The sequence below is a fragment of the Maribacter sp. genome (assembly GCF_039974175.1).
Classification (GTDB): Bacteria; Bacteroidota; Bacteroidia; order Flavobacteriales; family Flavobacteriaceae; genus Maribacter_C.
Window position 1 is genome coordinate 18762 of sequence record NZ_JBDWJN010000006.1, and the last position, 10307, is coordinate 29068.

Annotated in this window: 9 protein-coding genes; all 9 read right to left on the minus strand. The window is 41.2% G+C overall.

All coding sequences use genetic code 11. From position 1 onward, the window contains the following. Nucleotides 1-17: 17 nt before the first annotated feature. Complete coding sequence (locus tag ABJN95_RS05590; RefSeq protein ID WP_348369109.1) at nucleotides 18-485, minus strand: hypothetical protein; 468 nt, start codon at nucleotides 483-485, stop codon at nucleotides 18-20. Then, nucleotides 472-813: a hypothetical protein gene (locus ABJN95_RS05595; RefSeq protein WP_348369111.1), complete on the minus strand. Its 342-nt coding sequence runs from the start codon at nucleotides 811-813 to the stop codon at nucleotides 472-474. The genes ABJN95_RS05590 and ABJN95_RS05595 overlap by 14 nt, the downstream gene beginning before the upstream one ends. Then, nucleotides 801-2078 (minus strand): hypothetical protein, encoded by a 1278-nt coding sequence (locus tag ABJN95_RS05600; protein WP_348369113.1) that lies wholly within the window; start codon nucleotides 2076-2078, stop codon nucleotides 801-803. Before ABJN95_RS05600 ends, ABJN95_RS05595 begins: the two co-directional genes overlap by 13 nt. Continuing rightward, nucleotides 2075-2539, minus strand: coding sequence for a hypothetical protein (locus ABJN95_RS05605; RefSeq protein WP_348369115.1), 465 nt, complete (start codon nucleotides 2537-2539; stop codon nucleotides 2075-2077). Before ABJN95_RS05605 ends, ABJN95_RS05600 begins: the two co-directional genes overlap by 4 nt. An 87-nt stretch (nucleotides 2540-2626) precedes the next feature. After that, nucleotides 2627-3319 carry a hypothetical protein gene (locus ABJN95_RS05610; protein WP_348369117.1) on the minus strand — a complete coding sequence of 231 codons (693 nt, stop codon included), beginning with the start codon at nucleotides 3317-3319 and terminating at the stop codon, nucleotides 2627-2629. 1 nt (nucleotide 3320) lies between these two features. Next, complete coding sequence (locus tag ABJN95_RS05615) at nucleotides 3321-4049, minus strand: hypothetical protein (RefSeq protein ID WP_348369119.1); 729 nt, start codon at nucleotides 4047-4049, stop codon at nucleotides 3321-3323. A gap of 235 nt (nucleotides 4050-4284) precedes the next feature. Then, nucleotides 4285-4851, minus strand: coding sequence for a transposase (locus ABJN95_RS05620; protein ID WP_348369121.1), 567 nt, complete (start codon nucleotides 4849-4851; stop codon nucleotides 4285-4287). Nucleotides 4852-5333: 482 nt separating this feature from the next. After that, the gene (locus ABJN95_RS05625) at nucleotides 5334-5801 is read right to left on the minus strand and encodes a hypothetical protein (RefSeq protein WP_348369123.1); all 468 of its coding nucleotides are present in this window, start codon (nucleotides 5799-5801) and stop codon (nucleotides 5334-5336) included. Further along, nucleotides 5786-10307 (minus strand): DUF6443 domain-containing protein (locus ABJN95_RS05630; RefSeq protein ID WP_348369125.1); only part of this gene is annotated, 4522 nt, incomplete at its 5' end. The genes ABJN95_RS05625 and ABJN95_RS05630, both read right to left, overlap by 16 nt.

Genomic DNA, 10307 nt, shown 5'->3' on the forward strand with positions numbered 1-10307 from the left:
TTCTAGTTTGAACCCCATTAGTACATATATTCCGCGGCTGCGTTTTCGTTATAAATGAATACGTTTTTATCTATTTTTTCTGGCCCTGTACTTAGTTTTATGGCATCAATAGACCCATTTGATATTTCTCTACCATCAAAATAAAATAGAAGGTTGGTTAGCTCTAAATTAAAGGTGTCTTTGCCTCTAAGAACCTGCTCCTTTTCAAAGCGATAGTGGGTATACTCCATTTCATTTGCGAAACCAAGGATCTGGGTTGTATTGTCAAAGCTAATATCAGGATAGGTACCAAAATCTATCGTTAATGCCTGTCGTAAAAGATTCAATTCGGTATGGTCTTCATAGTTATCCGACATGCTGCCCATCTGCTTTTGCACAAGGTTCAATACCGAAAATGCCAGACTGACAACAACAATAGTAAGCAGGAGCACCACGATCATCTCGCTTAGGGTAAATGCTTTTATTTTTGGATTATATTTTTTCATCTACACCCATGTTGGTTTTTATTTCCTTTTTTGTTTGAGAGTGGATTGCCTTGACTCTGGGTGATTCTTCATGTTCCATATTTTCAATCTCAAAACTTATCTCCCAGTCGTTGTAGGTTTCGTAGTGGGGTAGGGCGATCAAACCATGCTGATACTGATATTCCAATTCACTGATTCGCGCCGATACATTTTGTGTATCATCTTTTATAGTAGATGCGAAAATGGAATTCAATAACATACTTGCCATTAAAAACAGCACTACGATTAAAACTGTTGCCACCATAGTTTCCATTAAGGTTGACCCCTTTATTTTTTTTAGTAGAGCCATTTGCTTATTCCTTTAGATTGACTGGCATCACTCATTAGCAAGCCTACATATTGCTGGGGCAATTGTGCACTGTTTATGGTGCCATTGAACAAATGATTTTGATAGATACTTCCACCTTCTATAGCCCTAAAGGCTTGTGTGGTCACACTGCCAAACACATTTCCCTTTAGTTCCAAATTTTGTTCACAATAAATTTCTCCCCAAAGGTTCACTTGGTCTTGTACGGTAATTTGTGGTAAAAGTTGCTGCCCTTGCGAAGGGCCTAAATAGACGATCATCCCCAAAACATCTGTTTTCGAATCCACCAATATTGCCGGACGCTGTTCGGCGGTAGATGGTGTTGCGCTTTGCCCTTTTGTCACGGTAACCAAAGCAGAGGGATAGCCCAAAAGACACCCTTTTCCAACGGATATATGTTTGCTGGCTATGGCCTGAAAGGTTCCTTTGACCTTGCCTTTGATTTCAATTTCTGGAGCTAGCAAAATCACATCCTGTAATTGGCTCCTAGACCGAACTGTAATTTTTTGTGATGCCCGAATAATTAAGTTTCCGGTCAATGATACTGCTACTAAGTCGATGCGATCTCCGTATATAAATTGCGTAGGTTGCTTAAAGGAATTGCTATAGCTCATGGCATGTGAAAAAGGAAGTATCATCTCTGAAGGTGCTCGAAACTGATTTTGAGACACTAGCTCCAGATGGTCTCGGAGGTTTTGATCCAATTTTGGAAGTTGGGCGGAACTGGTGCGTTGATTACCGCCTAAGGTCGACTCACCATAAAACGCATTTCCAGCAATGTTCCCTGTTCGTATGCCTTGTTGTGGTAAAAAGGCATCACCGGTAATACTGGCCTTGCCTACTATAATCAAGGGCCTTTCCTTATTTTGCAAGTAAAGTGCAGGCAACTGCCCCAAAGCTTTTTTTCCTACCAAAACCGATTTTACAAAACGGTTTTTCTTGGAGGTGCTAGCAACAGTATATTTCTCGTAAACTCCCCAATACTCCTTGATTCCATTAAGTGAAATAGGCCTATCTGGATTAGTTGGAAGGCCTATGGAGTCTTGTTGTATCAGTTCGTCCTGTAGCATATAATTCAAACCCGCATCAGCCTGACGAATAGTACTGATAAACAAATCAGTCTTATTACCAAAGAAGGAGTGCGTATAGCTGAGGGTAATAAAGGCAAGCAGTAGCAGTAGTATTACCACGCCTATAAAAAGAACAAACTGTAATGACCCGGCCGGTATTTTTTGCTTCCAGTTCACTCTTGTATGTCAATGATTCTTGTTTTTCCGTTGGCGCGTACCCTGATGGAAGTCGAAGTACCGCTCAACAACTGTACTTTTTGAATTTCATCCTTTACACTCATCAAATGTTGTTGGCCGTTGATGTTTACGAAAAATATTCTCTGTTTACTGTTCTTATCTGTTACCAGGCCGGTGAATTGAATCTTGATTTCTGGCTCTGCTGTTTTTTTGAGTTTTGATGTGCGCTTCGTTTTTTTTACTTTTTTCTTTGGAAAGGTTCCCAAAAAAGGATCGCGATAATCGGTGAGAATTGAAAAGGTATCTTTCACTTGTGTTGGCAAAGATCTTAAAGGAGACTTTTTAAAGCTTGCTTCTGCCTCGGTTACATCTGAATTTCCGGAAAACACTTTATACCCTATGATACCCCAAATAAGCAGTACGGCGGTTAACAAAAGATATGTTTTGGTGTTTTTATGCATTGAACAAGTTAGAATCTAGATACTCTCAACATCTCGACTGCCTGTCTGACAGTGTCAGCCAGGCGCGTTCGATGTACTACTATATTTTTAGTTAATGGTTAGTGTAAATACTTCGGAGTCAGCACTCTTATTACCGCCGGCATCAAAAGCCTGTACCACCCAATAATAGGTGTTGGAACTGAGGGTCGTATTGTATGCTTTGTTGGCGCCTAGATCTTTTAGCTCTAAATTCTGTAAATCGACATCGGTATAAATATAAATACTGTCGCTTTCAGCACTTCCGGAAACCGCTTCACGGGTCCAATTGAAGGAAACGCTGGTTTCATCTTGAATGGTGCCATCCGCGGGTGCTACGAGGGTAGGGGTGTTGGGGGGTATCAAATCAATATTTTCATCGCCATCGACCGAGAAGGAATTGGTGGTAAAGGGCGTTTCTATACCCCCATTTAGACCTTTTACGCGCCATTCGTAATTGCCGTTCAACAAGGTACTTTGAACTTTGGTAGTTAGGGTACCTAGGGTATCTTCGACAATGATACTGTCTAACACGATTTGAGTGGTGTTGACGAAATTGGGCTGGGCTACTTCAAGCTTATAGCTTCGCGCATCTTCAAGGGCGTTCCAATTAAAACGCACCGTATTACCGTTAATAACAGCTCCCTCCAAGGGTGCCAGTACGGAAATCTGTTCTTTGTCAATTTCTGGCACCTCTAGAATATCGTCACAGCTGGCAAAAACAATTACAAGTACTATGGACAGGATGCTAGTTCTTAAACCCATATTAAAATTTTAAATACGATTTGTCCGACCCTACTTTGGCTGCCTTTTTATAGGTGCCTTTGGGGCAGGCGTTATTGCCAGGTAACAGGGTTTCCACACGTTTGTTGTGGTAGCGGTCTTCTCCCCAACAAAGCGACGCATAGCTGTAATCAAAAACCTGAATCTCGGAGAAAGGTACCCGCTCTTCTTTTTTATCGATGATAAAAAGCAAGTGTTTTCCCCATTGGGCGTTTTCGCAAAGCGTTACTTTGGCGGCGGATAAGAATTTAGGCATCAAGGCATCGGTTAGCGTAATATCTAAGCTTGTAACTACTTTATAATCATGGTCCGTAGCCAAATAGTCACGTACAGGGCCATTTTTTGTACTATTCAATTGTTGTACCACCGCAATCTTATCAGCGAGTTGTAGTCGTAAATATTTGGGCTTATAGGGTAGGGAATCTACATAGGCGATACCGTTTATTCGGCTGGCTTTGCCCATGTACGCACTATAGTTGCCATAGGTGTTCTTGGTAAACGGCACTTCTTGTACGTCAACCACTAAAGGAGTGCCCCATTCGGGCGTACCCACCCGTTCTGAGGTAGCATACCAAAAATTCCCCCGAGTTTGTATGATGCTACCCAGTTCTGGTAAGTTAATGGCTCGCGCCTCTTGTTCTGAGGTATAAGTTGCACAGCCTTGCACAAAAATGATGGCAAGAAGTATACTTAAAAGACGTATGATTTGCATAAAGACAGGGTTCTTTGTCTTTATGTTTGGTAGGGGACAAATGTTACCCCGCTACCGCCTGTTTGTACTTGCTGATCAAAACAGTTTTTGACCCTTTGCTAGCACGAGCGTCACGCTCCTGCTCACCAAGTTTTACTTTTACCCGTTTGCTAGCGCGAGCGTCACGCTCGTGCTCACATAGCTTAGTCTCACGCTCGTGCTCACAAAGCTTAGTCGCTTCCATATTTCTTAAGTTTCACAACATACCCAAATGAATTCCTTGGTTATCGATTTTCAATACGGTCTCATCTTCGGTATAGTTTCGCGCACTGCTATATTTCCAATCAACTGGGTCGGTAACAAAACCTGATTCCACTGGGTTATTATGAATATAAGCTATCTTTTGTTTGATGACTTTACCGCTCCACAGTTCTATTGGTTTATTGTGCTGTTGCCAAAATTGCCTCTTGGCAACATTGCTTTTTTTCTTCCCGGCGCGTTCCATCATCAATAGCAACCATTCTCTTCTACTATCCTGTGGGTTTGCCTCGATTTCCTTTATCAATCTTCTCGCTGTGAAACCTTTGAAATCTCTTAGTAACTCAGAAGGATCTACATGTTCTGAACGAAATAAAAAATGGACATGACTCGGCATAAAGCAATAAGCGAATACCTGCATGCCTTTTTCCGCTCTACAATAATTCACAGCTTGCGCTAAGATCGAAAAATAAACCTGTCTCGTAAATACATCCAACCAATATACGGTTGCGAAGCTTACAAAGTAAGCTGCAGTTGGATTTCGAAACTTGTATTTTCTACTCATCTTCAAAAGATAAACAGTTGCAATGCAAATCCATTGCAGTTATGCTTAAAGACCAATAATAGCTTGTTAACAAACAGCTACTGGCAGTTTATAACTGGTGGCCGTACAGTTTTTTGACCCTTCTGAACTATACCTAATTGCTGATTTAGTATCTACTCTATATGTTTTTGGTAGAGCACGAGCGTGACGCTCGCGCTAATGTGGGTGCACGAGCAGAAAGATGCTCGCGCTAGCGGGGGGCTTACTCTTGACGGCACGAGCAGAAAGATGCTCGCGCTAGCGGGGAAAGTAAAACGTAGCTCTAATAAATGAGTAAAAGGCTTTGTTCGGTTTTACTGTTTCTTGTTTGAATAATGTTCTTACTTATAAAACAAAAAAACCACTCGTTGATTCGAGTGGTTTTATTAATTGTTGAATTTAAATACTTTGCAATAGTGCTATACAAAAAACATCAATTTGAAACATTACCAACATTACCAACATTACCTCCCAACAAATAATACAATATAACCGTTTTCATCAATTAAGGATTCTACATAATAATTCTCCTTCTCATTAAAGTAATAGTAGCTGTTTTCAGGATTAATTTTATCTATAATATCTCTGTATTCCTCTTTCTTCTTACTAGAACCCACTTCATTATTTAATCTTTCAATTAAAGAAAATGGACTTAATACTTCATCAGTATTTTTATTTGAATATTGTTTATAAAGTGCATTGTCTTTAATGTAATCTCCAAAGAATTTATTTTTGATTTTTATCACAAAAATATCTTGAGGCTCTCCATCAGTTAAAAAATCTCTGTAAGCAACGCAAAACAACAGCTCTCTATTATAACTTTCATCTATTTTGAGCTCTTGGTCTATCAGAAAATAATCACAATTGTTTTCACTGTTGCAACTAGATAAAAATATCACAGAGATAAATAATCCTATTAATCTTTTAACCATTCTTCTATGATTTTTGTTAACCAATTAGGAACTCTATTATGAATTGTTTTTTTCGTTTCACTTGATTTACCATTAAACCAATCAACATGACTATCTTTAGAGGTTTGTTTTACATCAACATTATGACTAAATATTTCAAATCCTTTACCACCTTTAAGTAATTTTGAACCAATAGCAGTAGCATCTTCAGAAGACTGGGTTCTTTGATTTCCTTCTTTTTTATCTAAATCCCATAGGTCGTAAAAACTCATTTGTCCATCAAAAGACCAGTCTTTACCATTTTCATCTTTTGTTAGCGTTCCTTGGAAATATATAGTAAAATTCCCCAAAGTACCTTGGTTATTTGCTTTAGCTAAAATATCATTTTCAAAGTACGTGCTTTCACCTGGTTTTATTGAAGATAAAGCAACATTGAAACGTGCTTTTTCCGCTATCCTTCTATTAATGGCTCTTCCACCTGAACCTGAACCTCGAAAAATAGATACTGGAGATGCTCTTACAGTTTCCATACCATTTTCATTCAAAGTCATTGGCTCACCTTTGCCATTAGCATAGTTATACACAAATGCCTGAGCTAAAAATGAGTGACCGAAATTCGCAGCAACTGCTCCAGCTACTATATTATTGCTGCCAGTATTGGTATGACCTTCTACAGGTTCGTGATTCGGAACATCCACTGCACCCGGAATATCTGGTGATATTTCTCCTTCTAGACCTTCAATTTCAATTTTCCATATAGGGCTGTTATGAGCAAATTGATAATTAGATATAGATAAAAAATCTTCACTAATCGGATCAACTCCAAAGAACCTTCCGATTTCAGGATTATAATTTCTATGTCTAAACGTCAACCAATTCAGCCCAAGTTCATTCTGCTCTTCTTGATCTAGATATCCATATTGATGATTCCTACCATTAACCACAGAATTATACCCTTTATGTTTGAGCCCGAAGGGATAGTAGTTGTTCTCTTCTTGTATTTCAAGTGTAGGTGTACTGTTTGAACTAACATCTTTATAGCTTAAACGTACATTGCCCAAATGGTCTTTATATTGATATATATAGTCCCAATTACTACTATTCGGTTCAGAATACCCTTCGGGGTGACTCATAAACTGTAAAACGTTGTTCTCATAAATATAGTTGCCTGCATAATCGGTCACGGTTCCTGTACTTACCGTTTTTTTCATTTTCACCCCCGTGGCATCATAAATATACGAAATACTTCCGCCTGAGATAATCACTTGCTCGGGCAAGTTCAAATGATTGTAGCTAATACCATTGGCAGCAATACCCTTGTTTAAATCTTGGGTCATATTGCCGTTGGTATCATAATTATAGTCATCTCCGGTAGTGTTACCGTCAGTAAAGCCCCCATCTCCGGCGGGCCCTGAAATTCCATCAGTAACTGAAGCTAGTTGGTTACTCATTTGATTGTTCTCGTAGCTATAACTAAGCAGGTCCATATCGCCGTATCCGGTCACGAGTCCGTTTGCGTCGATGCCGGTATGTCCTTTCCTTGAGAGTGTCAAGATATTGCCGTTTTTGTCATAAGTCACTCCTGTAAGGCTATAGCGGTCATCGTTTGTATTGTCGATACCACTGGTAATGCGGTTCAAAGCGTCATAAGTATAGGTATACCACCTTAAGCTTGTGTTGTCATTATTAGTACGCCAATGGGTCTTTGAAATATTACCATTATAGAGCGGGGTTCCACCCGCAACCGGGTTTTCATAATCGATCTTAAAGGCAAAAAGATCGTTGCCGTTAATAGTCAAATCGTTGTCATAGGGCCCATTATCATTGATACCCGTAAGCCAGTCACGAACATTGTAGTTGTAGTTAACGGTTTGCAGACCGTTCGAATTCAATACATTTGAGGTGTTGGCCACACCACCTACTTTCTTAATTTCCAAACGCCCGAGCTCGTCATAAAAATTCAATACAATTAATTCTGCATTTCCATCTCCACCCGTAGCATTGGGGTCGACGCTAAGTACCGTAGCGGGTACTATGGTTGCATCGGCTTGTATTACGATGCTGTTGGTCGCTATGTTGTCAGTATCTATGGTTCCAGACAAAATAAGATCGATGGGAGCTCCACCGCCTCCTGCACCATCGCAGTTATCGCCCAAGGTAGCATCACCAATGCACTGGGTCTGGGCCAACAAGCGGCCGACATGGTCATAGGTAAAATTATCTATAGTGACGATCGTATTGCCACTACGCGTATGTGAAGTACGGCTTTTGAGTGTTCGCCCTACAAAATCCAATTGTATTTTAACGATATCTACCGTGCCCAAATAACTATTATTGGCGTACGAATAAATGGGTCTTGCTTTTTCATCGTAAAGGCTTACAGTAGTAATCCAGGCCTGAGTCGAATTTGCGGTAGGGTCTAATACCTTTACCTTACTACCTGTTGCCAAGCTTCGTACATTTGAAGCACTGGCTATTCCAAAAACCGTTGCCGATGTTGCCCCGCCAGCAAGGTCAAAATTGTAATCATCATAGTAGTTGATGGTCAATATTTCGTCTAAGGTGGTGACTGGCGAAGTTGCTGAAGGATAGGCACCGTTATTGTAATATATGGTAGTACCTCCATACGATTGCGCTGCGCCCTTGCTGACCCAAAGGTCACCAGAAATGCTATTGACATCATTTTGAACAGCAGTTCTTCCTCTAGCATCCGTGGCTTTTCCCGTGTAGGTAACCCGACCGAAAGCATCGTATTTGGTAAAGAGCCATTCTCCATTTAAACGCTGATTGGCATCTTGGGTCATAATGGGTTGGTCGAGCTTGTTGTATACAATGTATTCTTTCTCTTTGCCCGGTATTCTCTTTTCAACCAAGCGATTTCGGTCGTCATAGATGTATTGGTAGCCGAGTTCATTCATATTGGACTCATTGCCGTCCATTTTAGGGGGCAGTACATAACTCAGATTACCAAAATCGTCATATACATAATAAGTGTCGTGTGCCTCTTGAGAACCACCAACCAAGGCATAGGTTCTTTTCAAAACCACTCGCCCCTGCTTGTCAGTGAATTCCTCGGTGGTATGTAAATTGCCATCGGCAGGATCATGGTTCTCGTCTTTGGTTACCATTTTCATCAACTCACCGGCGGCATAATTACCATTGGCCACTAGAGTGGGGGTATAGGTAAGGTTGGCAAGGTTTAAGGTTACATTAAACCGTTTTACATTATCGTTGGAGGTATTGTTGCTAGAATAATCGAATTCTATTTCGTGTCCTGCATCCATGGCCCAGGCGGCACCTGGTGCGGCTTGTTTCAATACGCGATTCAAAGGCGAGTCTTCAAATTTCTTTTGAGAATACGGGTTTATGGTATTCTGATATTTGACCACATTGTAATGGTCCTCGGTTGGGGTAAGTGCATCTAATCGGTAGCTACCCTGTGGATTTGTGTCAATTGTAGCAAAGGGCAAGTACTCCTTTTCTGCCCGGCCGAAACCGTCATATTGGGTATGTACGATGATATCATTTTTGAGCGGCGATTGGTCGATTCCGTTTTGCTGAATGGGTCTACCGAGCCCATCAAAATAGGTGATGTCTTGAATAAGGTGATCATTCGGGTCAAAGAAAGGGCTCGTTGATGCCGTTTCCTCAGTTTGATAGGAACGGGAGTATACGTAATTCCAATCTGATGGGTCTCCCGGGGGCGCACTACAATCATTGGTAGGTGAAAAAACGGTTGGGCATTGGTCGGCGCTATTTTCGACATAACCATCAGGCTTTGTACAATCTTGTACAGAACTTGCCGGATCGCCCAAACTATCATTATCGGCATCTTCGTAATAGGTAGTTTGGTTCAAAATGATAGCCTCAATAGGATGTCTTGTTACGGCTGCACAAGTGCCCGCTACACTTTCTGCATAATAAAACGTACTTGTGGAAATTGAAGGAGATGTGAATTGCGTACCCGTGCCCAATTCATTGCCTCCGGTTAGGGCATCAAACCAGCGAATATCACTAGCGTTGGTTCCCAAAGTTGCTGTCAAGGTAACAGTTCCTGGACCACACCGACTGACACTACCACCTCCGGCAGCACCTGGAACGGTTCCGATAACGGCAGAAACGGTCAATTTTGGCCCCTCACAACCGTTGAGGGTAGCAGAAACTTTATAATCAGTGGTATTGGATAAGGTAGGCGTGGTAAACGTAGCCCCACTTTCAATGAAGGTGTCATCGGCTTCGTACCAATTGTATGACGCGCCGGTAGCACCTCCGCTGGCTGTAAACGTAACTTCGGTATTGACACAGTTGCCATTATTACTAACCGTAGGAAAATCGGGTAGTTGATTGAGCACCACCTGAACTTCCTGCCTTGGGGAAATGGTATAGTCACAACCCAATGCGTTTGTTAAGGTGCCACCTACCCAAAAGCTAGTTGTTCCGGCCGTTGTTATAGTTGGAATGTATTGATTTCCAGTTGCCACTTCATTGCCTCCAGTTTCAGCATCATACCAACTAAAGTTGGCATTG